We start from the raw sequence: 23,073 nt of genomic DNA on the forward strand, positions 1-23,073 counted from the left end.
CTTTTTCAAAGCCCCTTTTCTTGAGGTCTATCAATTAGGCTGAATATAAACCAACCAATGCTGTGGGTCGTTGTGGATTTTTGTCTGCACGCGCACAGCATTTGTGTTTGAAATGGAGATTTGGAGTGGAGATTTGGAGCTTGTGCGACGGTAAGGGGTAACATGGTTAGCTGACGGCAAAAGGAAAGGCAGACATGCTGCTCGTGGAGTGGCATGTTTTGGATGTAGGGCGGATCGGCCGATGATCATTGCGATCGCCAATCAGAAAGGCGGCGTTGCAAAAACCACGTCTACAATCGCGCTGGCGGGTCTGCTGGCGGAGGAAGGGCCGTGCCTTGCCGTAGATCTCGACCCACAGGGCAACTTGTCTACAGGACTGGGCGTAGATGCGTCGTCGCTTCCCTACACGACCTACGACGTGATTACCGCGAAGGTTGGCATTACTGAGGCGATCGCCCCGACTCGGTTTGGACTCAGCCTGCTGGCTACAGACATTTCCCTGGTCAAAGCAGAAAAAGATTTGCTTTCCCAGCCCGATCGGTTTTATGCGCTGAAAACGGCGCTGGAGCCTGCCAAGTCGCAGTTTGAACAGATTTTGATCGACTGTCCGCCCAGCCTGGGGCTGCTGACGCTGAATGCCCTGTCGGCGGCGGACTGGCTGCTGATTCCCGTGCAGTGTCAGTTTTTTGCCATTAAAGGGCTAGAGGGATTGCTGGAGACGATTGACTCAGTAAAGAGCCGCCTGAATCCGAATTTGCGGGTGCTGGGCGTGCTGCCGACGATGGCAGAAACAAACACGGTGATTACGCAGGACGTGCTGAAACTCTTGCGATCGCAGCTTGAGGGCGTGCGCGTATTTGACCCCGTGCCCAAGTCGGTGCGCTTCCCAGAGTCGAACATGGCAGGGGAACCGATTCATGTCTTTACCCGCGAGTGGCGCGTGGTGCAGCCCTACCGGGAGGTGGTGCGCGAGCTGCTGATGCTGGAGGAGGCGTAGCGCGTGGGCGTGTTTGGGCAGGCGTATGAATATGCACTGGAAAACTGGGACGCGCTGCTGAATGCGTTGCAGCAGCATTTGTGGCTGGTGGCAGTGCCGCTGGCGGTGGGGCTGCTGCTGGGATTGCCGCTGGGGTTGTGGAGTGCGCGATCGCCTGCTGTCTCGACTGTCCTCATCAATGGCTTCAACGCGCTGCGGGTGATTCCCAGTTTGGCGATCTTGTTTCTGGCGATTCCCTATTTTGGGCTGAGCTTTCAATCGGCGGCGATCGCCCTGACGCTGCTCGTGATGCCGCCGATTTTGATCAGCACCGATGTCGCCTTTCGCACCATCGACCCGATGATCCGCGAAGCTGCCCACGGCATGGGCATGAGTCCGGCACAGGTGTTGCAGCAGGTAGAGTTTCCCCTGGCGCTGCCTGTGATTATTGCGGGAATTAAAACAGCGCTGGTGGAGGTAATTGCCAGCGCAACGCTGGCGGCGTTTATCGGCGCGGGCGGGCTGGGAACCTTTATTGTGCGCGGCTTTGCGCTATACGACAGCGCCATCTTGCTGGTGGGCGCAGTTCCCGTGGCGCTGCTGGCGTTGGCGGCGGAACTGGGCATGAGCGCCTTGCAGAGGTCGGTGCAGCCCCCCACAAGCTAAATCAGGCTTCTTCAGGATTGAGCTGCATCATTTCCCAGGTCGTGTAAGTGCCGATGGGACTCCAGATCAAATACGGCAGCAGCAGCCAGGCCGCCGGCCGCGACAGCGGCAGCAACATGACAAAGAGGGCGATCGCCACCACCAACCCCGCCGCACCCAGCCATAGCCCCACGCGAATTCGCCGCACACTCAGCATTACGGGCGTATAAAGCAGGGTCACGATTTCCAGGAGCAAATAAACCACCATTAGTCCCCAAGTTTTGGAAGTGCCCGGTTCGCGCTCCCAGATAATGTAGGCAGACCAGGCGGCGCAGGTAAACACCGTCGTCCAAATCACGGGGATAAATTTCTCAAACGTGAGCCAGTCGGGCCGCCGCAGCCGCCGAAACCAGCCGCGCCCCCGCGAAGTGGTCACGCTGCCCCAGCGCAAACGCCAGACCCAGCATCACCCCGCCAATCACCATCCAAGATCGAATCATGGAACCTATAGGATTTAATAGAACTTGGGGCGATCGCCCCCGATGATACCCCCTCCCGCTGCTCATTCTAATGGGTTCCGCCAGCTGGGTTCTGCAATTTCCTTAAAATCTGCCGTTTTGCCACACAAGGCTCTAGGTCTAGCGACTTAGGGAGTGTAATCAATTAAGTAAGCTGTAATCAGCAGTGATTCAGCTATCTGACGATTATGACAACCCGACGCTACGCCCTGCGCGATGACCAATGGAACGGCTCCAAGATTTGCTCCCTGGACGAGCGGGGCGGTGGGAGTCACAGCAAAGGATAATCGTCTGTTTGTCGAGGCAGTGCTATATCGATATCGAGCCGGCATTCCCTGGCGAGACTTGCCAGAGCGGTTTGGTCTTTTCGCAAGGTTCACACCCGCTTTCGGCGCTGGGCAAAGACGGGCGTATGGCAACGGGTGTTTCAGGTGCTGTGTGAAGATGCAGACAACGAATACGCCATGATCGACACCACGATTGTGCGTGCTCATCAGCATCGTGCTGGGGCAAAGGGGGGGATGCCAATGCCCAAGCCATTGGTCGCAGTAAAGGGGGATTGAGCACCAAGATTCATGCGACTGTCGATGCACTGGGCAATCCGACAGGCTTTCACCTCACACCCGGGCAGACCTGTGACCTTGATGGGGCTGATGTGCTGCTAGAGAACATTCAAGCTGATACAGTCCTGGCTGACAAAGGATATGACGCAGACCAACGGGTGGTTGAGCGACTCCAACAACAGGGCAAGACTGCTGTGATTTCGCCCAAGCGAAACCGCAAGACACCGCGTGATTACGACAAGGAGCTATACAAAGCGCGGCATCTGATTGAGAACTTCTTTGCCAAACTCAAGCAGTATCGAGCGATTGCGACACGCTATGACAAGTTAGCCGAGACGTTTCTGAGTGCAATTTACATGGCGGCTGCCCTTATTTGGCTTAATTGATGACACGCCCTAGGGTACACAACACCAGCACCAGCGCCTCTGTCCATTCCACGACTGCGCCGTAGGTGTCGCCTGTGTGTCCTCCTAGGCGGCGATGAAACCAGGCGGGAAGCAGGAGGGCGATCGCCCCACTGCCCAGTCCTAAAATCAGGCTCCAGCGCCACAGATCAGGATTTGCCAGGGCGGGATAGAGGCTGAGGACGAGCAGCAGTAGCAAGCTGGGCAACGTATGGGAAAGCGTGGGTAGGGCTGCTTTGTGAAATGCGCCTTTTCCCGTGGGCTTGAGATAAGGATAGCGGGCGATCGCCACTTGCTGGCTCCAGCGGCCCCAGCCTGCCGCCAGCGTGAGCAACAGCAGGCGCGGCAGGGCGGGTTCCGCCAGATCGGTCAGGGCGGCAGTTTTGAGCAGGAGGAGGGCGATCGCCGCCATCACGCCAAACGCCCCGGCACGGCTATCAGCCATCACCGCCAGGCGACGCTGCGGGTCTAGGACGGCCAACCCGTCAGCGGTATCCATCGCGCCATCCAGATGCAGCCCGCCCGTCACCCCCACCCATAGCCCGACCACCACTACGCTGCGGGTTAGCACGGGCATTCCCAACTGATTCAAACTGGCATCCACTAGCCCCAGCAGCGCCCCAATTAGCAGACCAACCACGGGGGCCATGCGGGCGACTTGCGGAAAAGCCGGATGCATCCAGTCGGGCACGGGCAGGCAGGTGTAGAAGGCGATCGCCCCTGCGAACGTTTGCGCGGCTTCTACTATGCCGACTCGAACCCGCCGAATAATCTGCCTCAAACCGCATATCTCCTGCGCTCAGTCCTATAAAATCCACACGTAAAATCCACACAATCAGCCTTCATGACTAGCACATTTGATCTGGATCTACATCCGCCATGATGCTGACTCATACTGTTCAAGCCGCGCCATAATTTAGGGCATGTTCTGCTTTGCAAAGCAAAAAATTATGAGGCTAGGCCGCAACCATTACAAATATTAAAAAACGGTCAAAATTGACACCAAAAATGGTTCAAGCTGGCTGTGAGTGCCCATCCCATGCTCCCCGCTCCCATCAGGATATAAATCTTGAGATATGATCTACACAGGCATCGTCAAGCTAGCCGAGATATCGGTAGATTTGCTATCTCGCTGGTAATGATTCTCGGCTCTGGCAAATTCTCTAAACTCTAAGCGGCTATTTTCAGGGTTTTGTATTCTTAACTTTGTCTTCGGTCTAGGCTGCATGGACGCAGCCACATTCGCTGTTCCATCGTCCTCAGCCCATTCCAGATTTGGATTTTGGTGCGATCGCAGGTTTTCTTGTTATGAGTCACGATTCACCATCCAGCAACCCTCGACTTCCCGCCCCTTGCATTGTGGACACGGGTATCCTGGTCAACAAGCAAGATATGCAGCGCCTCCTGGCGGATCTCCATCAAGTCCGCTATTGCTACATCCAGGACGGCGTCCCCGGCAGCGAGAGCGAAGGCTACGTGATGGAAGTATTCTCCGACCCCCAGTGTTCTAGCCTGGTGGCAAACCACACGCTCTATCTCAATGTTCAGAGCTTTGATTATCTGGAGCTATCTCAGTTGCCAGAGGGTGAAACCTGCTTTGACCTGGTGCAGGACAATCGCCTGCTGCGGCTGGTGCCCCTTTCCAACCCGCTGGATGACCAAAACTGTCGCAGGCTAAACGCGGCCGCCCTAGAAGCAGTGGTCACGGAAGTCTTGTCTGCCGGATGGGATGTCCGAATTGACGACGAAGAAAATTTCTCAATGTAGCGGGCGCTAGAGCAGGTCTTGGGTAGTCATTTTTCGTATACGTGTCAGGCGCGATGCTGCGTCACAAGGGCGCGGGCAGGCGTGTTTCATACGCCCCACGGTGTGGTTGAAACACCCCGGTTTATGCCCGTGGGCACGCTGGCCAACGTGAAAACCGTCACGCCCGCCCAACTGAGGGGCACGGGCGCACAAATGGTGCTGGCAAACACCTACCACCTGCACTTGCAGCCGGGTGAAGACCTGGTGGCCGAGGCCGGCGGGCTGCATCGCTTCATGGGCTGGGATGGGCCAATGCTGACGGATTCGGGCGGGTTTCAGGTCTTCAGCCTGAGCGAGATGCGCCAAATTTCCGATGAAGGCGTGACCTTTCGATCGCCCCGCGACGGCAAAATGATTCAAATTACGCCAGAGCGGTCGATTCAGATTCAGAATGCGCTGGGGGCGGATGTGATTATGGCGTTTGACGAATGCCCGCCCCACCCGGCCACCTGGGACGAGGTGAAGCAGGCGACCGATCGCACGATGCGCTGGCTAGAGCGCTGTTTTGCTGCCCATGCCCGATCCGATCAGGCATTATTCCCGATTGTGCAGGGCGGTGTGTATCCTGACTTGCGGCAGGAGGCGGCGGCGGCGATCGCCCGGTTTGATGCCTTCGGCTATGCCATCGGCGGCGTGAGTGTTGGGGAGCCGCCGGAACTGATTGAGAAAATTGTGCAGATAACAGCACCGCTGCTGCCGGAAGACAAACCCCGATACCTGATGGGCGTGGGGACGCATAAGGAAATGGTGCGGGCGATCGCCGCTGGGGTAGACTTGTTTGACTGCGTGATTCCCACCCGGCTGGCGCGGCATGGGGCGGCGCTGGTGCAGGGCGATCGCTGGAATTTGAAAAACAACCGCTTCCGCCGCGATTTCACGCCGCTAGACGATACCTGCCCCTGCTACACCTGCCAAAATTTCACCCGCGCCTACCTCAGCCACCTGCTCCACGCCCGCGAAATTCTGGCGTTTACGCTGATTTCGATTCACAACATCACGGAACTGGTGCGCTTTACCCAGCGGATTCGAGACGCAATTCTGGGCGATCGCTTTCACACCGAATTTGCCGAGTGGCTGGGGCAAGACTAGTGAGGGAGTTTGGATTGGGGAGTTTGGATTGGGGAGTTTGGATTGGGGAGTTTGGATGGCTATCGGAGAAATGACTAGATTTCTGAGGATTCCAAATTTCTAAAGGTTGACTACTCTGAGCGCGATCGCCGAATTCGGTCAATCTCCCGCTGCAAATCTGCGACTTCACGCCGTAGCCGCTCCACGTCCGCCTCACCAGCAGGCGGGTTAGTGCTGGGCGATGGCGGTTCTACATTCACCGTCGGCTCTCCCGCTCGACGATAGTTGCCCGCCCGAATCTGCCGCAGTTCTTCCGATTCCGACCATTCCTTCAGAAAATGCACCCGCTCCACGGTGAACGGATGCGTCTGAAAAAATCCCTGTGACAGGTTGTTATAGAGCAGAAATTTATAAACCTGGTTGATGCCGTCTTGATCCAGGTTTTGGTAGCGCTCCGACTGGCGCGAAAACTCTTCCAGGCTTAGCTCGTGGGCATAGCGACTGCTGCCGCCCGCCAGCTTCATCATGTTTTGCAGCACGGGCTTCACGTCGTCCATCACCAGCAGCGCCGCCCGATCCGCCGACAGTTCCGCCTTCCGCAGCCATTCGTAAAACGCCAGGATTAGCCCCGTGCTGACGAGGCTGCTCAGCCCGAAGGTCATTTCCGCCAGCCCCGATGCCGCAGTGATTGCCCAGCTCGCCATCTGGTTGAGCGTCGAGTGTCCACATTTCAGATGCCCCAGCTCATGAGCCAGCACAGCTTTTAGCTCAGCCTCATCGCTCAGGTCTAGCAAGGCCGTGCTCAGCACGACGCAGGGCCGATCTTGTCCCAGGGCGTAGGCGTTCACCATCGGCGACTGCGACACAAACAGCGTCGGCTCTGGGGAAATGTCGAGCGATCGCAGGCATTCCCGAAACAGTTGAAACAGCGTGGAATATTGCCGTGGGCCGACCTCAATCGCATTGCCCAACAGAAAAACCTGGCGCGGCCGTTCGTAGACAAATTCCACAAACCGCCGCGCCACCAGGTCAAACCCTGGCACGCTGCGGAGGGCTTGCTCGGCCTGCTGATCGAGCGGGTGACGGAAGGCTTCGCTGGAGATTCCGGGATAGACGGGCATAGGAACCAGTTTGGAGGATAAGGATTGAGGAGTGGACGTAGCCTGCTGAACCTCCGCTACTCTAGCGGCTGGCCGCCGCGTCTGGGGAAGCATGAAGCTTCTCTTAAACTTTATGGTGGCTTCCTGGCTCAAGGTCAAGTTTTTTTGTTAAAACTGGTGTTCAGTAGTCCAGCGAATTAGTATATTCGTATTAACCCCTCTGCTCCTGCCCCTTTGTGTACGTTAAGCGCGTAGAGCTGTCTCACTTTAAATCCTTTGGCGGCACAACGCAGGTTCCGTTGCTGCCGGGGTTTACTGTGATTTCCGGGCCCAATGGATCGGGTAAATCAAATATTCTCGACGCGCTGCTGTTTGCGCTGGGGCTGGCGGGTTCTAAAGGGATGCGAGCAGAGCGGCTGCCGGATCTGGTGAACCAAAGCGTCGCCAGTCGCGGACGCAGTACGGTGGAAGCCAGCGTCACCGTTACCTTTGCGCTGGATGAAGAAGATATCGCAGCCTACCAGGGCGATGACGACCCCTTGCCCAGCGCTGATCTGGCCTTTGGCGAAGGCAACGGGCAGGTTGGGGCTGTAGACGCTCAGAGCCATTTGAACGGTAATAACGGCAACGGTAGTCATGGCAATGGGAATGGCAAAACGCCGGATGCCAGCCAACTCAGCGTTGCCCCGGCGATGGTCCCTTTCAGCGAATGGAGCGTGACGCGCAAGCTGCGGGTGACGCAGCAGGGAACCTACACCTCGAACTATTACATTAATGGGCAGCCCTGCACGCTGAATGAACTGCATGAGCAGCTTCACCGCTTTCGGATTTATCCCGAAGGCTATAACGTCGTGCTGCAAGGCGACGTGACCAACATCATTTCCATGAATCCGCGCGAACGCCGGGAAATTATCGACGAGTTGGCGGGCGTGGCCGCGTTTGACCGCAAGATTTCTCAGGCGAAGGACAAGCTGGACGCGGTGAAGGAGCGGGAGGAAAAGTTTCGCATTGTGGAGCGGGAGCTGATCGAACAGCGCGATCGCCTCGCTCAAGATCGCCTCAAGGCAGAGAAATATCGGCGACTCAAGGCTGAGTTTCAGACCAAGAGCCAGTGGGAATTGGTGCTGAACTGGCGCAGTCAGCAAGACCAGGCGCAGAAGCTCCAGCAGCAGATCGAGGAGGGCGATCGCGCTCTTTCGGAAACTGCTACTCAACTCACGGCGCTGGCGACTGAAATTCAGCAAATCACCGCTGACCTAGACCGGCTGAATGCGCGGGTGAAGGCGCTGGGCGAGGATGAACAGCTTGCCTTGCAATCGACCCTGGCGACGCACGAGGCGGAACTGCGCCAGCTTCAACGGCAGGAGCAAGACCTGCTGACGGCGAACCGCGACACAATGGCGCAGATTGCCCAGACGCAGCAGGCGCTTCAGGAGCAAATGCAGATGCTGGAACAGGCTTCTGCGGATCAGCAGCGCATCGAAACGCAGGACATTGCCTCGCTGCGAGCCGCCTGCGATCGCGCTCAGCAGGCGCTGCAAGCCAGCCGAGAACAGTCCAGCGCGATCGCCGAAGCGTCAGATGCCTGGGTGCAGGAGCAGGCTGCCCTGCGCCACCAGATGGAGAATTTGCTGAACCAAATCGAGCCGCAGCGCATGGAGCAGGCGCGGCTGCAAGAGCGGGTGTCGCAGCTCTGCGCCAAGATTCAGGAGCAAACGGAGGCACTGGGGGCGATCGCCCAATCGCTGGCTGAAAAGCAGTCCGAGCAGTCTACCGTTGAAGCGCAACGGGCCGAGGCTGAAACCCAGGTGCAGCGAGTCGCTCAAGTGCTTGCCGAAGCCGAACAAGACCTCCGCACCCAGCAGGAAACGCAAACCCGCCTGCTGAGTGAGCAGCGCGACAAACAGCGCCAGCTTGATCGGCTAGAAGCCCAAACCCAGGCCATGCAAGAAGCGCAGGGCACGGGAGCCAGCCAGGTGATTTTGAATGCGGGCATCGACGGCGTGCATGGACTGGTGGCGCAGCTGGGGCGCGTCGATTCGCAATATCAACTGGCGCTGGAAATCGCGGCGGGGGGTCGCCTGGGCAATCTGGTGGTAGAAGACGACCGGATCGCGGCGCGGTGCATCGACCTGCTGAAGCAGCGACGAGCGGGGCGGGCGACGTTTCTGCCGATGAACAAAATCCGCGTGCCGCAGTTCACCGAAGTTCCCAAGGGTAACCGACCGGACGGGTTTGTGGACTATGCCGTGAACCTGATCGACTGCGATCGCCGCTTTGAGGACGTGTTTGCCTATGTCTTTGGCGGCACGGTGGTCTTTCGCACGCTGGAGCAAGCGCGACCCCATCTGGGCAAATATCGCATCGTGACGCTGGACGGCGAACTGCTGGAAACCAGCGGCGCGATGACGGGCGGCAGCCTGTCCCAGCGGCAAGGCTCCCTAAGATTTGGCACGGTGCAGCCAGGAGAATCGGCCGAGGCAGCAGCCTTGCGCGATCGCCTCTCGGAAATCGACACCATTCTGCGGCGCTGTGAAGGGGCGATCGCCCAGGGCACTGAAGCCGTCCGCACCCACACTCAGGCGCTCAACGAAGCCCGCCAGCAGCAGCGCGAGGTGCAGATGCAAGCGAATCAGCTCCAGTCCCAACTGGCGACGCTGGTGACGCAGGAAGGGCAGCTTCGCACCCAGCTTTCGCAAAACCGCCAGGAGCTTGGCCCGTCCGAAGAGCGCCTGCAAACGCTGGAGCGTGACCTGCCCGCCCAGGAAGCCGAACTCCAGCGCCAGCGCCAAGTTCTGGCAGACCTGGAGCAATCCCAAACCCACAGCGAGTGGCAGCAGATTCAGGCGACGATTCGCCAGCAGGAGGCAGAACTGGGCGATCGCCAGCTTGCTCTGCGGGCCGCCGAGCAGCGGGTACAAGACCTGGAAATTCAGCGGCAGCGCCTCCAGGAAAAAATCACCCAGCTTACCCAGCGACTGCAAGATCTGCGCGCCCAGCAAACTACCCAGATGCAGCAGCGTTCTGCGCTGGGGACACAGCAGACCGCCCTCAGCCAGACGATCGCCCAGACCCGCGCCGCGCTAGATTCGCTAGAGGCATCCCTCGCGTCGGAAAAACAGGAGCGCGATCGCACGGAACGACTGTTGCGCGATCGCCAAACCGCTCAGCAACAGGCCGACTGGCAGCGCCAAAAGCTCCAGGAAACCCAGCAGACCCGCCGCGAAAGTTTAGTCATGCTCCAGGCAGCGCTAGAAACGAAGCGAAGCGAACTGCCCGACCCGCTGCCGGAGTTGCCCGACCCGCTGCCCGACCTGGGCGAATTGCAGCACGAACTGCGATCGCTCCAGCGCCGCATCGAAAACATGGAACCCGTCAACATGCTGGCCCTGGAGGAATACGAGCGCACCCAGGAGCGCCTAGAAGACCTCAGCCAAAAGCTAAGCACCCTGGACGAAGAGCGCAGCGAATTGCTCCTCCGCATCGAGAACTTCACCACCCTGCGCCAGCGGGCCTTCAAAGAAGCTTTTGATGCCGTAAATGTAAACTTTCAGTCTATCTTTGCCGAACTGTCCGACGGCGATGGCTACCTGCAACTCGACGACCCCAACGATCCTTTTGGCAGCGGGCTAAACCTAGTTGCCCATCCCAAGGGCAAGCCCGTCCGCCGCCTCGCTTCAATGTCCGGGGGTGAAAAATCCCTTACTGCTCTCAGCTTCATCTTTGCTCTCCAGCGCTATCGCCCCTCGCCCTTCTACGCGTTCGACGAAGTGGATATGTTCCTGGATGGGGCAAACGTGGAGCGTCTTTCCCGCATGATCAAGCACCAGGCCCAGCAGGCCCAGTTCATCGTCGTCAGCCTCCGCCGCCCGATGATCGAAGCCGCCCAGCGCACCATCGGCGTTACCCAGGCACGGGGAGCCTACACGCAGGTGCTGGGCATCGACTTGCAGCAGAACGTTTCGGGGTGAGGGAGGAGTGGAGGAGGAAAGAGCGAAGAACGAAGAATGAAGGGCGAAGAGCGAAGAGATTCCGTTTTTCGTTTTTCACTTTTCGTTTTTTCCGTCTCTTGCCCCATCCCCCAAAGGGCGGCTTTCCGAACTCAAGACAGACTTACCAAACGTTCGAGTTTGGTTAAGATTGGCTTAGTATTGATATCTGACCGTATCTACTGTATTCATATTTCAATCGAACTATTTCAACCAGTTCGAGGTTAGGACTCGACAATGACATCTGAACAAATCCGCCAACGCTCAGACCTTCTTGGAACTCAGATCATTACCCGCGACACGGGCAAACGCCTGGGTGTCGTTAGCCAACTATGGGTAGATGTCGATCGCCGCGAGGTGGTTGCCATTGGTCTGCGGGAAAGCATTCTATCGGGCGTGGTATCTGGCACCCAGCAGATGATGTATCTTGCGAACATTCGCCAGATCGGCGACGTGATTCTAGTCGATGACGACTCTGCGGTAGAGGATGAAGTTGACACGGAAGCGTATAGCAGCCTGATCAACAGCGAAGTGATCACCGAGACGGGAGAACTGCTGGGGAAGGTGCGGGGCTTCCGGTTCAACGTCGAAGATGGTCATCTAGAGTCTATTATTATTGCCTCGATTGGGTTTCCCTTCATTCCTGATCAGGTCGTCAGTACCTACGAACTGTCGATTGAAGAGGTGGTGAGCAGCGGTCCCGATCGCCTGATTGTGTTTGAAGGGGCAGAGCAAAAGATGACCCAACTCAGCGTGGGCTTTTTGGAGCGCATCGGCATTGGCCGCCCGCCGTGGGAGCGCGACGAAGAAGACTACATCATGCCTGTGTCTACGTCCAACCAGTTGCCGACGGGCGTGCGGACTCCTGCGCCTCAGCCACTGCGTGCGCCAGCCCGCGAATCCACCTGGGATGACGACACCTGGGAAGAACCCCGCCGCCCGATTCAGGAGCCACTGCGCCAGCGCCAGCCGGAGCCGCTTTATCGGGATGAGCCGGAAGATAACTGGAACGAGTCACCCCGTCGCCAGCAGTATGCCGAAGCTTATGAAGATGCCGATGCCTACGAACCTCCGATGAAAGAGGAACTGGATGATGTGTGGGAAGACGATGATAATCCCCAGCCCTATCGCGCACCACAGTTAAATATCCCTGAGCGGCAAAAGGTTGTGGAATATGAGGAAGATGCGGATTATTAGAATTATTAGAAACTAGGAACGAAGTAATTACGGCTCTCCTGGCTTTACGCTGATAAGCGAAACTCATATCAATCTACAGCATTTTTGAAGCTAGTGAGGCACACGGATGGTCAATAAGCCCTTGCCTCGTGAGGGCAGCGTGTGCCTCACCTCGCAAGAAAATGCTGTATACACCAGCTTCTAATGCAATATCACAGCTAGAACTTAGATTGGTCGTTAGCACTTTAGCGCTGAAGCGCTGACTACGAGCTAGGGCATTCCCCTAAAATTAAACCGTGACAAAACCGTGACACTGCACTAGCCATTGATCAGACAGCATTATTAAATCAGACGGCATTATTGGGCAAGCTCTGGAGGTCTAGGAGTTTGTCCTGCTAGTTTGTGTTGATGAATTGGGATTAAAATCTGGAATTCTGTACCTCTGCCGGGTTGCGAGATGCATTTCAGTGTGCCGTTATGCCGTTCGCAAATAATTTGCTGGCTAATTGAAAGTCCTAGACCTGTGCCTTTGCCGACGGGCTTGGTTGTAAAAAAGGGATCGAATAGTTTGGTTTGGAGTTTTTCAGGTATTCCAGGGCCGTTGTCGGCAATCCGAATCGCAACGTACTGAGCGGAAACACCCTGAGGGCGATCGCTCGCTAAGATTGCACGCTCTCTTGCACGCTCTAAAGCTGGGCGATCGTCCTCATAATCGCCTAGATCATCGGACTGATCGTGTCGATCGCATAGTTCAGTCCGAATCGTAATGGTGGGTTGGAGCAGGTTATTGACACTATCACTCCCTGACTGCTGAAGCATTTTTTCTCGCGATGCAATTTGCTCTTCTAAGGCATCAATGGCATTGCTGAGCAAATTCATAAACACCTGATTGAGCTGGCTTGGATAGCATTCCACTAGCGGTAATTGTCCATACTCTTTGACCAATCGAATATTTTGAGCAGGATTAGAAATCGACTTGGGTTTGAGACGATATTGCAAGATCAGCAGCGTACTTTCTAGTCCTTCGTGCAAGTCCACAACTTTCATCTCTGCTTCATCGAGCCGTGAGAAATTCCGAAGAGACAACACAATGTTGCGAATTCGTTCAGCTCCGATTTGCATCGATGCTAGCATTTGTGGAAAGTCTTCCATCAAAAAATCGATGTCAATTTCTTCGGCGCGATCGCTCACCGCGCCAACAGGTTCTGGATAACTATTCTGGTAAGTTTTAACTAATTCCATTAAATCTTGAGCGTAGCGGCGAGCGTATCCTACATTGCCATGAATAAAGTTGACAGGGTTATTAATCTCATGGGCGATCCCGGCTACAAGCTGTCCCAGACTTGACATTTTCTCGCTTTGAATCAACTGGGTTTGTGCCTTTTTGAGATGCTCTAACGCAAGACCGAGCTCAACAGTTTGTTGTTGAGTTTTGGCTAATAGCTCTGCCTGCTGGAGCCCAACGCTGAGATGAGCTGCAATTTGCTTGGCGAATTCAATCTCTTCTGCTTCCCAAAAACGAGGCTTAGCACATTGATGAATGCACAACAGACCCCACAAATACGTTCCCTGCAAAAGAGGTACTACCAAGTTGGCTCTAATTTGAAAGCGCGACAATACTTCGATATGACACGCCTGAAGACCAGATGAGTAAATATCAGCAACCGCCTGAATTTGTCCTTGATGATAAGCCGCAGCGTAGCGATCGCCAAAACAATGGTCGTAAACTCTCTCTGCCAATACTGAGGCATAGCCCTGTTCAACACTCTCCGATACAAACTCCCCATCATTCCAATTGGAATCAGGCGCAAACTGAAAAATTGCAACCCGATCAGACTTGAGCAATTGTCGAGATTCAGTTGCAGCCGTTCTAAAAATCGTTGCCAAGTCCATTGGTTCTCGAATTCGAGTAATAACCTTAAACAAGGCTTTTTGCTGCTCTGTCTGAAAGCGCACTTTCTCCAAGAGTTTTGCTTGCTGAAGCGCAACACCAAGATGAGTTGCAACTTGCTGAATAAACTCGATTTCATGAGATGCCCAAACGCGAGGAGCAGAACATTGATGAATGCAAAGTAGTCCCCAAAGTGTCTGCTCCTCTAGCACCGGCACGACTAAATTGGCACGGATCTGAAAGCGAGTCAAAATCTCAATATGACAGTCTTTCAGCCCTGCTGTTTGAATATCACTAACGGCTTGTACTCGCCCTTTGTGGTAATCAATCGCATACTGATCACCGAAGCAGTGGTCATGAACTTTTTCTGATAAAACTGACTTAAATTCAAGGGAGACATCTTCTGCGACAAACTCGCCATCATTCCAACCAGAATCGGGAGCAAAGCAAAAAAGCGCGACGCGATCTGCATTTAGCAGTTGCCGGACTTCAATTGCAGTTGTCTTAAAAATTGCTTTTAGGTCTAAGGATTCACGAATTTTTGTAATGACTCGAAATAGGGCTTTCTGCTGCCCTGTTTTCGAACCATCTATCTCGGCCGAAAGATACTGCTGGATCTGCTCGCAGGCGGGATCATTGTTGCAAATGGCTTTCAGGTGTCCTATCAGGTGTTCTAGTTGTTGTTGATCCATGGAAATTTTGACGAAATATAAATTTCTGCGAAATATTAAGAGGACGTGGCACGAGCCTCGAATACTTTAGCCCTAGAAAACCTCGAACACTAGAGACGCTTGTTAAGAAAAGCTGGATACGGCGTTTTTGCAGTTAGTGAGGTGCACGGATGGTCAAGATGCGTTTGCCTCGCCCAGGCTGTACATGTCTCGCCCTGCAAGAACATGCTATGTACCGTGATTTATTTCGCAATGCGGCTATTAACTAAGGCTCCTAATTAAGGCTCCTCATTACATAGAACAGGTTATTGGAGGAACCAACAGAAAGATCTTTGTTAGGATTTGCAACCGTTTGCAAAAGGACGGTATTTGGCTGAGCAGGACTTAAATTTAGGTTTCCCAAGAATCTTTGCAAAATTAACATGCAAATTAAGCAACTTAGAGGTGGACTTTACGACTTTATGCTTAGTTTAGGTTGCGAAAGTCTGCCGTTGTGTTAAGTTTACTAACGAAAGTGTAAGTAAATGAGAGACTGTAAATTATTTTGTGTAAGCGGTCAAAATTAGTTCAAACATCAGGAGACCGCCCATGCCTCGCCGTCGTCGCCCCCAAGATAAAGTAGACCACCTGCTGGATGAGCTGCTTGCCGATTACTCCACCCCCGAGCAAATCCTGGGAGAACAAGGACTGCTCAAACAACTGACCAAACGACTGGTGGAACGAGCACTGCAAGCAGAATTGAGCCATCACCTGGAAACCGAAGTCCAAGCTCCGCCTCCTGAAGAAACCAGTTCCAGCAAGCGTCGCAATAGTCGTAACGGGTACTCCTCTAAAACCGTCAAAGCAGACTGTGGAGAATTGGCACTCTCGATTCCCCGCGACCGTAACAGCACCTTTGAGCCGATTTTGGTGCCCAAAGGAGAGCGACGCTTGAGTGGGCTGGATGACAAAATCATGGCAATGTATGCCCGAGGCTTGAGCACTCGAGATATTCAAGCGCAACTGGAGGAACTCTATGGGGTGGAGGTTTCTCCCACGTTGATTAGCCAAGTCACCGATGCGGTCAGTGACGAGGTGCGTCAGTGGCAGAACCGCCCGCTGGCTAAGCTGTATCCGATTGTTTACCTCGATGCCATTCACGTTCATGTGCGAGAAGACGGGCGGGTGAGCAATCATGCCGTTTACGTTGTCTTAGGTGTAACGCTTGACGGGATTAAGGAAGTCCTAGGGCTATGGATGTCTGCCAATGAAGGGGCAAAGTTTTGGCTCAAAGTGCTGACCGACCTCAAGAATCGCGGCGTAGAAGACATTTTCATCGCCTGTGTAGATGGACTCAAAGGCTTCCCCGATGCGATTGCAGCGGTCTTTCCCAAAACACGAGTGCAGTTGTGTATCGTGCATCTGATTCGCAACTCTTTGCGCTATGTGCCCTGGGGCAGCCAAGCCGAAGTCATTGCCGACCTCAAGCCGATTTATCAAGCGGCCACGGTAGAGGAGGCTGAGACCGCACTAGAAAACTTCGCTGATAAGTGGGACAGGCTCTATCCCACGATTTCCCAGATCTGGTTGCGTCACTGGAACAACATCATCCCCTTCTTTGACTATCCACCAGACATTCGCAAAGTGATTTACACCACCAATGCAATCGAGTCGCTCAATCGCTCGTTGCGTAAGGTGCTCAAGACAAAGGGATGCTTCCCCAATGAGGAATCGGTCTACAAGCTGCTCTACTTGGCGCTTAACAATATTGCCAAAAAGTGGACGATGCCGATCCGCGATTGGAAAGCAGCACTCATGCGTTTTGCCATTGAGTTCCCCGATCGCTTTCCTCAGTTCTAAGCCTTACACAAAAAAATTGACACTCTCGTAAATGAACTTTAAATAAGGTAGATAGTATTTGCAGAGCTTTTCTATTTTTTGCATGGCCTCTTGCTGACTGCGCTTGTATGCTCAAGGGGATAGGCTGATGTGGGAGGAGGGTTTTTCGTGGGTGCAGCCTGGGTGTCTGGCTAATCTCTGGATAGTCTAATCTCCGGCTAATCTAATGCATCCTCCGTATCTACTTCTGCTTGCCATTCCCGAAGGCGCTGCTTTTCAACTCGGCGGGAGGGCTGGCGATATTTTTTGCGCTCTAGCTTTGGTTCGATTTCGGTTTGACCGTGTTGGCGGCTTTTCTGTTTGGTTGTGGCTTCGGCATCGCGGGTTCGCTCTAGGGCTTCCTGATGGGCGATCGCCTCTTCTAGAAAAATTCGATAGTGTTCATAGCGCTCCCAATCGCCACGAATGGCACAGCCTGGCTCTTCTCGATGCAGGCAGTTGCTAAATTGACACGCGGCTTTGTCCATACACCGACGGGCTTCGGGGAAATAATGGGCCAACTCAACCGGGGAACAGTCCAGATCGGGCTGGTTGAACCCAGGACTATCGGCCAGCAGCCCGCCCGCAGGCAGCTCAAACAACTCTACATGGCGCGTGGTGTGGCGACCTCGCTGAAGCTTACCAGAGACTTCCCCAACACGCAGATCGACCGCTGGAATCAGCGCATTGAGCAGGCTGGATTTGCCCACACCAGACGGCCCAGAAACGACGGTGATTTGCTGTGCCAGATATGGCGCAAGTTGATCCAGCCCCAGGCTCTCGCGCACACTGACCATCAGCGGTGTATAACCCCACTGCCGCAGGCGATCGCCCCACGCCACCAATTCCACCTCCGGTAGCAGGTCGCATTTATTCAAACATAGGCATACCGATAGTCCTGTGGACTCGGCTTTGACCAAAAAGCGGCTGAGTTGGAAGGGATCGAGTGTGGGTTCTGCCAGGGCAAACACCAGCAAAATCTGGTCGGCATTGGCAATGGGTGGGCGATCGAGTTCGGAGCGACGGGGAAACACTTGGGCGATCGCCCCTCGCTGTCCGGCCCAATCGGGTTCTTCAACTTCGACGCGATCGCCCACCCAAACTTGCTGCCCGATTTTTCGCAGGCGCGATCGCCGGGTACACAGCAGCATATCCCCCACGTCTGGCGGATAGCAGCCTGGGTCTAGCCGCACAAAGTAGTAATTGGCCTGCACCGCCAGCACTGTACCCGTGATCCGTTGCGACCCCACCTGCTGAACCGTGGCCTCAACGAGCGACTGGGGCTGGCAATCTGCACCCATAACTAGGGACGGCGAATGCTAAGGGCAAAATAAGCGCCGTCTCCGCTTTGTCGCTCCTGCACTTGCTCGATCGGGTACCCTTCCATTCGCAAGCTATCGGGCACCTGCTCCATCGGCTCTCCTGGATCAAGCCACACTTCCAGGAGCGATCCAGCAGGCATTTTTTCTAGCCGCAGCTTGGTACGCACAAAATTGAGCGGGCAGGGTGTGCCGCGCAGGTCAAGCTGGACATCTGGGACTGGGGAAGATTCCGTCATGCATCCTGCTCAAGACTTGTGAAACAGATTGTCCAGGAAGCCCATGCCACCCTTGCCGATGCGATCGCCCCGCAGTTTGGCAAGTTCCTCTAGCAGCTTCCGTTCTTCTGCCGAAACGCGGGTAGGAATATCTACCTGAACCGTAATAAGATGGTCGCCCCGGCTGGTCGGGTTGCCCAGACGCGGCACACCGCGATTTTCTAGCGTGATCACAGTACCGGGCTGAGTTCCAGGCGGGACAATTGTTTCCACCGGCCCATCGACTGTGTTCACTTCCAGCTTTGAGCCAAGAATTGCTTGCAGATAGCTGATCTTCAGGTTCGACAAAATGTTGATGCCGTCCCGCTGGAATTCCGCGTCGTCATTCACAAACAGAAACACGTAAAGATCCCCCGGTGGGCCACCCCGCATTCCTGCATCTCCCTCAGAAGAAATGCGGAGCCGTGTCCCATTGTCCACGCCAGCGGGAATCGTAATTTTGAGTTTTTTGGCTTCCTGCTTTTGTCCGCTGCCGCCGCATACGTCGCACTTTTCTTCAATCATCTGCCCGCTGCCGTTGCAAGTGGGGCAGGTGGATACCTGGGTAAAGCTGCCGAAGGGGGTTCGGGTGGCCCGCCGCACCTGCCCCGCTCCCCCACAGGTCGTGCAGGTTTTGGGCCGAGTGCCGGGCTCTGCGCCTGACCCGCCACAGTGGGTGCAGGTTTCCAGGTGGCTAATGCGGATTTCTTTTTCGCCGCCAAAGATCGCTTCACGAAAGTCAAGCTTCAGGTCAAGCCGCAGATCCTCGCCGCGGGTGGGGCCACTGCGACGGCGGGCCTGCTGACCCGAAGCCGCACCCGCAAAGTTGCCAAAAAAGCTCTCGAACAGATCTGCAAAGCCGCCTAAATCGGTAAAGTCTTGATAGCCTGCGCCAGCCGCAGAGCCAACGCCTGCTTCACCAAAGCGATCGTAGCGGGCGCGAGTTTCTGGCTCTGAAAGCACTTCGTAGGCGCGGTTAATTTCTTTGAAACGTTCTTCAGCGCCTTCCTCTTTGTTGACATCGGGGTGATACTTGCGGGCAAGCCGTCGATAGGCTTGCTTTAGCTCCTCTTTGTCGGCATCGCGAGAGACACCCAGAATGTCGTAGTAGTCACGGGCCATAGAACGCTGCTGGGGGTTGAGTGATTTGGCGTGAATAGAGTCGGGGAAACTAGGTCAGCACCGTACAAACAGGCGATTTGGACACCCAATTCCCCACATCCTACATCGTAACGAATTGTTTGCGATCGCACGCCTTAATTAAAGTAGGCATTACCGAACCAATCCCCTACTCAAGCATTAGCGGCTAGGTAAACCTGCGCCTGCTAATCTAAAGAATGCTGACCAGGACAGAATACCTGTCCCGATCACTCCAGTGTGAATGCGCTATCTAGTTCTACTGCCTTAATCTACCGCCTCATAATCAGCGGTAACAGTCTCATCCGTCTCAAAGATGAAATTGTCTTCGTCGATCGGCTCTGTCAATTCGGCTTCACCTCTTCCGTTGAACCAGGGCATAGTTGGGTCATTGATCCCATCGTACTCCTGAGGGTCGGAGCTGCCATAACCGCCATTCATCCCATCATCTGCTTCTGGGTGTCTGGCCTGCTCGTAGATGGCTGAACCAATGGCAAACAGGGCTTGCTGGAGTCCATCCAAACGAGACTTCATGGTGTCTACATCGAGCGTCCGATTGGCGATCGCTGCTCGTAGTTCTGCCACTTTTTCAGCAGCCTGCGCCTTGTAATGTTCGGGAATCAGATCGCCATTTTCCCGCACCATAGTTTCGTAGTTGTTGAAAAGAATATCCGCCTGATTCCGACACTCCACGAGAAGACGACGATTTTGGTCTTCTTCAGCGTACAGGTCAGCCTCCTGACGCATCCGCTCTACTTCTGCCTCGCTGAGACCGCCTGTATTGGTGATGCGAATGGTTTGTGCTCGCCCCGTCCCCTTATCGCGGGCACTAACTTGCAAAATGCCGTCTGCATCGATTTCAAAGGACACCTCGATTTGCGGTACGCCACGCGGCGCAGGCGGAATCCCCGTCAGTTGGAACTTCCCGAGGCTCTTGTTGTCCTTCACCATCGCCCGTTCCCCTTGCAGAACGTGGATCTCGACTGAGGTCTGTCCATCCGTTGCCGTGGAGAAAGTCTGGGTCTTGCTGGTAGGAACGGTAGTGTTGCGCTCGATGATGCGGGTAAACACGCCACCGAGTGTTTCAATCCCCAGCGAGAGCGGCGTTACATCTAGCAGCAGCAGGTCTTTTACTTCGCCGCCCAAAACGCCTGCCTGAATTGCCGCACCCAGGGCAACCGCCTCATCGGGGTTGACCGAGCGATCGGGAGTTTTGCCGTTGAAGTACTTCTTGATGGCTTCTTGAACTGCTGGAATCCGGGTAGAGCCGCCGACCAGCAAAATGCGATCTAGGTCATCTGCGTTCAGACCGCAGTCTTTGAGCGCCTGCTCAACGGGTTCAAGCGTGCTTTCGACCAGATCGCTGATCAGTTCTTCAAACTTGGCGCGGGTCAGCTCCATTTCCAGATGCTTTGGCCCGGTTTCATCGGCTGTAATGAACGGCAGGTTGATGGTCGTTGTAAGCATACTCGATAGCTCAATCTTGGCTTTCTCCGCAGCTTCACGTAGGCGTTGTAGCGCCATCTTGTCGCTAGAGAGGTCGATGCCTTCTTGCTGCTGGAAGCTGGACATGAGCCACTGAACCAGCACATTGTCAAAGTCGTCGCCGCCCAAGTGGTTGTTGCCAGAGGTGGACTTCACCTCAAACACGCCGTCGCCGAGTTGCAGAACGGAAACATCAAACGTCCCGCCGCCCAGGTCAAACACCAGCACGCTTTGTTCTTGGTCTTGCTTGTCCAAGCCGTAGGACAGGGCCGCTGCGGTCGGTTCGTTGATGATCCGCAGCACTTCTAGACCTGCAATAGTGCCTGCATCTTTGGTCGCTTGGCGTTGGGCATCTGTGAAGTAGGCCGGTACGGTGATGACCGCCTGGGTGACCGGTTCTCCTAGGTAGTTTTCAGCGTCCTGCTTCAGCTTTTGCAGGATCATGGCAGAAATTTCTTGAGGCGTGTAGGAACGTCCGCGAATTTGCACGTCCACTGTGTCATCTTTCCCCCGGACGCAGGTGTAGGGGACTCGGCTTTGCTCGTCGGCTGTGTCGTCCCAGCGTCGCCCGATAAACCGTTTAATGCTGAAAATGGTGTTTTCGGCATTGGTCACAGCCTGACGCTTGGCAAGCTGCCCTATGAGCCGCTCACCGTTTTTGCCAAACCCAACAATGCTAGGAGTGGTGCGTCCTCCCTCTGAGCTGGAAATGACAACGGGTTGACCGCCCTCTAGGACAGCAACACAGCTATTCGTTGTGCCCAGGTCGATGCCAATGACTTTTCCCATAATTTAGCTAGTAGCGGCTATCAGATTTCAAGTGAATGAGTCGGAGACCAGAAGCTGATTTAACTCTTAGCAAGTATTCCGCAATTGTTCGGGAATTTAATCAGTCGCGCTTAAAAATGTTTTTAGAGGCTCCGCAAAAAGCAGGAGATTTGCTGGATGATAGCCTTTTTAGGCTGAGTTTTTGGGTACAACTACCTGAATCTTGCTCCAGACTGCATGGTGTAGTCAGGTTTGATTGAGTGACTCAGGACGATTCTTGAAAAGCGCTTACCTTTCGCACAACGGTTGGCCAGCAGATTCCCGAACTAAATTCTGGTATAGCTTTATCCCTCAGACGATGAATTAGCGTCACCATCGTCTGAAGGAGCGACAGCAGTGGCAACCTTGACCATGGCATGGCGCAAGACGCGATCGCCCAGCATATAGCCCCGTACCAGTTCTTCGATGACCGTGCCCTCGGCGTATTCTTCGGACGGCTCCCGCATTACGGCTTCGTGCAGGTTTGGGTCAAACTCTTTACCCTCAGACCGCATCGGCGAAACCCCAATGCGCTTGAGCCGTTCTACCAGATCTTTGTACACACCCTGATAGCTCTTGTGGATCGCCATGCCTTCGTCGCCTTGGGGCTTGATCTGCGATCGCGCTCGTTCAAAGTTATCGACCACAGGCAGCAGTTCCTCAACAGTTTTGCACTTGATCTGCTGCTCCAGGTCTTCTTTTTCTTTCTGGGTGCGCTTGCGGAAGTTCTCAAAGTCCGCCGCAATACGCTTGCAGTGATTCGTCCATTCTTCAAGCTGCTGCTCTAGCGTTGCCACTTTTGCATTTAGCTCATCAACGAGTGCTGAAGAGTCTCCGCTGGTCACCTCCGCGACGACCTCCACCTGAGGCTCGGTCGATGACTCGACTGCCGAGGCAGACGGTTCAACTGCTTCAGTATTCATGACTTCGCTTTCCACGGCATTGCTTTCAGAGGACACGTCATCACTCTCCATCGGTTGTTTCTCTTCTTCGATCATGCTTGCTTAATGGATATTGTTTCGTGAACTGGACAAAATCTAAGTGGAAGGGGCAGTTGCTCCAGCATTAAGTCCAGAGTTTAGACTCCCTCCAGAAGCTTGCAATCAAGAGCCTGAAGTTGATCTGGTCAAAGGACTTGGTTCCTTGTCCTATTACCTTGTCTTGCTGACTTTTCCTCGAATCAACCTGGCGTTAACCCTCACCTGTTAACCCTCACCTTTTGTTGATCTTTCCTACGTACTCTTGCAACGCTTCTACTTTCATGTATTGTGCCTCAGGTTTAAGAATTCTGACATGGCAGACGAATATCCCTTATCTCTATTGCCAGAGCGATCGCCCGTACCTGTAGAACTCAGCCAAACAGGCAAACCATTAGGTCTAAACCGTTTATCCCAGTTTGTGTAA

The 23,073-nt window shown here is 54.7% G+C and carries 17 protein-coding genes and 1 pseudogene; 8 read left to right on the plus strand and 10 right to left on the minus strand.

The window, feature by feature from the left end:
• Positions 1 to 241 precede the first annotated feature (241 nt).
• Both O77CONTIG1_RS21285 and O77CONTIG1_RS21290 read left to right on the plus strand, forming a co-directional pair.
• A complete protein-coding gene (locus O77CONTIG1_RS21285) occupies positions 242 to 997 on the plus strand; it encodes a ParA family protein (protein WP_068514898.1) in 756 nt (251 codons plus the stop codon).
• A gap of 3 nt (positions 998 to 1,000) precedes the next feature.
• Positions 1,001 to 1,642, plus strand: a complete 642-nt coding sequence (locus tag O77CONTIG1_RS21290; RefSeq protein ID WP_068514900.1) for an ABC transporter permease — start codon at positions 1,001 to 1,003, stop codon at positions 1,640 to 1,642.
• 1 nt (position 1,643) lies between these two features.
• Here the strand turns inward: O77CONTIG1_RS21290 and O77CONTIG1_RS21295 are convergent, their stop codons facing one another.
• Both O77CONTIG1_RS21295 and O77CONTIG1_RS27310 read right to left on the minus strand, forming a co-directional pair.
• Positions 1,644 to 2,021, minus strand: coding sequence for a TspO/MBR family protein (locus tag O77CONTIG1_RS21295; RefSeq protein ID WP_286132725.1), 378 nt, complete (start codon positions 2,019 to 2,021; stop codon positions 1,644 to 1,646).
• Positions 1,993 to 2,121 carry a hypothetical protein gene (locus O77CONTIG1_RS27310; RefSeq protein WP_286132450.1) on the minus strand — a complete coding sequence of 43 codons (129 nt, stop codon included), beginning with the start codon at positions 2,119 to 2,121 and terminating at the stop codon, positions 1,993 to 1,995. The genes O77CONTIG1_RS21295 and O77CONTIG1_RS27310 overlap by 29 nt, the downstream gene beginning before the upstream one ends.
• 206 nt (positions 2,122 to 2,327) lie before the next feature.
• On the opposite strand from O77CONTIG1_RS27310, the pseudogene O77CONTIG1_RS23925 reads away from it, so the two are divergent.
• Positions 2,328 to 3,088, plus strand: a pseudogene (locus O77CONTIG1_RS23925) (IS5 family transposase).
• Here the strand turns inward: O77CONTIG1_RS23925 and cobS are convergent.
• Positions 3,081 to 3,887, minus strand: coding sequence for an adenosylcobinamide-GDP ribazoletransferase (gene cobS / locus O77CONTIG1_RS21310; protein WP_068514905.1), 807 nt, complete (start codon positions 3,885 to 3,887; stop codon positions 3,081 to 3,083). The pseudogene O77CONTIG1_RS23925 and the gene cobS overlap by 8 nt on opposite strands.
• 578 nt (positions 3,888 to 4,465) lie before the next feature.
• Between cobS and O77CONTIG1_RS21315 the strand changes: the two genes are divergently transcribed.
• Together O77CONTIG1_RS21315 and tgt are read left to right on the plus strand one after the other, a co-directional pair.
• The gene (locus O77CONTIG1_RS21315; protein WP_286132451.1) at positions 4,466 to 4,873 is read left to right on the plus strand and encodes a hypothetical protein; all 408 of its coding nucleotides are present in this window, start codon (positions 4,466 to 4,468) and stop codon (positions 4,871 to 4,873) included.
• 18 nt (positions 4,874 to 4,891) lie between these two features.
• A complete protein-coding gene (gene tgt / locus O77CONTIG1_RS21320) occupies positions 4,892 to 6,001 on the plus strand; it encodes a tRNA guanosine(34) transglycosylase Tgt (protein ID WP_084782892.1) in 1,110 nt (369 codons plus the stop codon).
• Between the two features lie 110 nt (positions 6,002 to 6,111).
• Here tgt and O77CONTIG1_RS21325 read toward each other — a convergent pair whose 3' ends face one another.
• Positions 6,112 to 7,101 carry a M48 family metallopeptidase gene (locus O77CONTIG1_RS21325; RefSeq protein ID WP_068514912.1) on the minus strand — a complete coding sequence of 330 codons (990 nt, stop codon included), beginning with the start codon at positions 7,099 to 7,101 and terminating at the stop codon, positions 6,112 to 6,114.
• Positions 7,102 to 7,316: 215 nt separating this feature from the next.
• Here O77CONTIG1_RS21325 and smc point away from each other — a divergent pair, with 215 nt between their 5' ends.
• Complete coding sequence (smc, locus tag O77CONTIG1_RS21330; protein WP_068514914.1) at positions 7,317 to 11,051, plus strand: chromosome segregation protein SMC; 3,735 nt, start codon at positions 7,317 to 7,319, stop codon at positions 11,049 to 11,051.
• A gap of 255 nt (positions 11,052 to 11,306) precedes the next feature.
• Positions 11,307 to 12,266 (plus strand): PRC-barrel domain-containing protein, encoded by a 960-nt coding sequence (locus tag O77CONTIG1_RS21335; protein WP_068514916.1) that lies wholly within the window; start codon positions 11,307 to 11,309, stop codon positions 12,264 to 12,266.
• A 336-nt stretch (positions 12,267 to 12,602) separates the two neighbouring features.
• Here O77CONTIG1_RS21335 and O77CONTIG1_RS21340 read toward each other — a convergent pair whose 3' ends face one another.
• On the minus strand, positions 12,603 to 14,828 hold the full coding sequence (locus tag O77CONTIG1_RS21340; protein WP_068514918.1) for a GAF domain-containing protein: 2,226 nt from the start codon (positions 14,826 to 14,828) through the stop codon (positions 12,603 to 12,605).
• A gap of 567 nt (positions 14,829 to 15,395) precedes the next feature.
• Here O77CONTIG1_RS21340 and O77CONTIG1_RS21345 point away from each other — a divergent pair.
• Positions 15,396 to 16,646 carry an IS256 family transposase gene (locus tag O77CONTIG1_RS21345; RefSeq protein ID WP_068510290.1) on the plus strand — a complete coding sequence of 417 codons (1,251 nt, stop codon included), beginning with the start codon at positions 15,396 to 15,398 and terminating at the stop codon, positions 16,644 to 16,646.
• Positions 16,647 to 16,843: 197 nt separating this feature from the next.
• On the opposite strand, the gene rsgA is transcribed toward O77CONTIG1_RS21345, so the two are convergent.
• The 5 genes from rsgA to grpE all read right to left on the minus strand — a co-directional run bounded on the left by rsgA (position 16,844) and on the right by grpE (position 22,667).
• Positions 16,844 to 17,965: a small ribosomal subunit biogenesis GTPase RsgA gene (gene rsgA, locus O77CONTIG1_RS21350; protein ID WP_068514921.1), complete on the minus strand. Its 1,122-nt coding sequence runs from the start codon at positions 17,963 to 17,965 to the stop codon at positions 16,844 to 16,846.
• A gap of 2 nt (positions 17,966 to 17,967) precedes the next feature.
• Complete coding sequence (locus O77CONTIG1_RS21355; RefSeq protein ID WP_068514924.1) at positions 17,968 to 18,222, minus strand: sulfurtransferase TusA family protein; 255 nt, start codon at positions 18,220 to 18,222, stop codon at positions 17,968 to 17,970.
• 9 nt (positions 18,223 to 18,231) lie between these two features.
• Positions 18,232 to 19,362 carry a molecular chaperone DnaJ gene (gene dnaJ / locus O77CONTIG1_RS21360; protein WP_068514926.1) on the minus strand — a complete coding sequence of 377 codons (1,131 nt, stop codon included), beginning with the start codon at positions 19,360 to 19,362 and terminating at the stop codon, positions 18,232 to 18,234.
• A 282-nt stretch (positions 19,363 to 19,644) separates the two neighbouring features.
• Positions 19,645 to 21,651 carry a molecular chaperone DnaK gene (dnaK, locus tag O77CONTIG1_RS21365; protein ID WP_068514929.1) on the minus strand — a complete coding sequence of 669 codons (2,007 nt, stop codon included), beginning with the start codon at positions 21,649 to 21,651 and terminating at the stop codon, positions 19,645 to 19,647.
• Positions 21,652 to 21,974: 323 nt separating this feature from the next.
• On the minus strand, positions 21,975 to 22,667 hold the full coding sequence (gene grpE / locus O77CONTIG1_RS21370; protein WP_068514932.1) for a nucleotide exchange factor GrpE: 693 nt from the start codon (positions 22,665 to 22,667) through the stop codon (positions 21,975 to 21,977).
• Between the last annotated feature and the right edge of the window lie 406 nt (positions 22,668 to 23,073).

This window comes from Leptolyngbya sp. O-77, from assembly GCF_001548395.1.
GTDB lineage: Bacteria > Cyanobacteriota > Cyanobacteriia > Elainellales > Elainellaceae > Thermoleptolyngbya.

Excerpts from the sequence above, each read along its gene's own strand:
- O77CONTIG1_RS21345 (WP_068510290.1), top strand. The coding sequence starts at position 15,396 with ATGCCTCGCCGTCGTCGCCCCCAAGATAAAGTAGACCACCTGCTGGAT.
- dnaJ (WP_068514926.1), bottom strand. The coding sequence starts at position 19,362 with ATGGCCCGTGACTACTACGACATTCTGGGTGTCTCTCGCGATGCCGAC.
- O77CONTIG1_RS27310 (WP_286132450.1), bottom strand. The coding sequence starts at position 2,121 with ATGATTCGATCTTGGATGGTGATTGGCGGGGTGATGCTGGGTCTGGCG.
- O77CONTIG1_RS21285 (WP_068514898.1), top strand. The coding sequence starts at position 242 with ATGATCATTGCGATCGCCAATCAGAAAGGCGGCGTTGCAAAAACCACG.
- O77CONTIG1_RS21340 (WP_068514918.1), bottom strand. The coding sequence starts at position 14,828 with ATGGATCAACAACAACTAGAACACCTGATAGGACACCTGAAAGCCATT.
- O77CONTIG1_RS21335 (WP_068514916.1), top strand. The coding sequence starts at position 11,307 with ATGACATCTGAACAAATCCGCCAACGCTCAGACCTTCTTGGAACTCAG.
- grpE (WP_068514932.1), bottom strand. The coding sequence starts at position 22,667 with ATGATCGAAGAAGAGAAACAACCGATGGAGAGTGATGACGTGTCCTCT.
- dnaK (WP_068514929.1), bottom strand. The coding sequence starts at position 21,651 with ATGGGAAAAGTCATTGGCATCGACCTGGGCACAACGAATAGCTGTGTT.
- O77CONTIG1_RS21325 (WP_068514912.1), bottom strand. The coding sequence starts at position 7,101 with ATGCCCGTCTATCCCGGAATCTCCAGCGAAGCCTTCCGTCACCCGCTC.
- rsgA (WP_068514921.1), bottom strand. The coding sequence starts at position 17,965 with ATGGGTGCAGATTGCCAGCCCCAGTCGCTCGTTGAGGCCACGGTTCAG.
- O77CONTIG1_RS21355 (WP_068514924.1), bottom strand. The coding sequence starts at position 18,222 with ATGACGGAATCTTCCCCAGTCCCAGATGTCCAGCTTGACCTGCGCGGC.